Raw genomic sequence first — 390 nt, forward strand, 5'->3', positions numbered from 1 at the left:
GTGCGTGTCGACGGCGATGCCGCTATGTCACTGGCCGTGCTCGTGCTACCCCAATCACGCACTCGGCCAGACGCAAGATTGGATGAACGAGATCTATCCGCGGTGGGTGGCCGCGCACGGCGTCATGATCGTCACGCCCGTCAACTGGTACCACGTGCCGTCGGTGCTGAAGCTCATGATCGACCGCTTGGTCTGCGCCGACGGCGGCAATCCGGATCCGACGCGCACGCACGGAAAGAACGCAGCCGAGGCGAAAGTGCTCGAGCTTCAGGGTTGGGACTATCCGAAGCATCTCGCGGGCCGAGCGTTTGCAGTCGTCGTGCACGGCGACGTTGCGGGCACGGGAGAAGTGAAAAACGCGCTGTGCGATTGGCTCGAGTGGATGGGGCT

At 63.6% G+C, this 390-nt stretch carries 1 protein-coding gene; it reads left to right on the forward strand.

Features of this window, described 5'->3' with window-relative positions; genetic code table 11:
• On the forward strand, positions 1-390 hold a 390-nt coding region (locus I6F37_RS44100), incomplete at both ends, for a flavodoxin family protein (RefSeq protein ID WP_225155000.1).

The organism is Bradyrhizobium sp. NBAIM08, from assembly GCF_020193935.1.
GTDB classification, from domain to species: Bacteria; Pseudomonadota; Alphaproteobacteria; order Rhizobiales; family Xanthobacteraceae; genus Bradyrhizobium; species Bradyrhizobium yuanmingense.